This window comes from Pseudomonas sp. SIMBA_067 (assembly GCF_046534675.1).
In the GTDB taxonomy this organism is placed as follows: Bacteria; Pseudomonadota; Gammaproteobacteria; order Pseudomonadales; family Pseudomonadaceae; genus Aquipseudomonas; species Aquipseudomonas putida.
In genome coordinates this window covers 1-259 of sequence record NZ_JAWRYH010000742.1, presented here as the reverse complement: position 1 = coordinate 259, position 259 = coordinate 1, and the positions used below count along the sequence as shown (strand labels likewise).

The window sequence follows — 259 nt, the reverse complement described above, 5'->3', positions numbered from 1 at the left end:
ACCCTGGCTTAATGCAACACAGACAGACATCGGCAGCATTGGCGAGTGCGCTTCAGTTTTTGCGGTAGCTTCAAAGGCCTGGTTAATCATGCCCACCTGCGGCCCGTTACCATGAGTGACGATAACTTCATGTCCCTGGGCAATTAAATCAACAATTGCCTGAGAAGTAATTTTTACCGCTTTCATTTGCCCGGCCAGGTCATCGCCCAGCGGATTCCCGCCCAGGGCGAGAACAATTTTCTTACTCATTTTTCCTCAC

1 pseudogene is annotated in these 259 nt (G+C 50.2%); it reads right to left on the bottom strand.

The window, feature by feature from the left end:
- Positions 1-249 (bottom strand): annotated as a pseudogene (locus SB765_RS31145) (carbamate kinase); the annotation flags it as partial.
- Between the last annotated feature and the right edge of the window lie 10 nt (positions 250-259).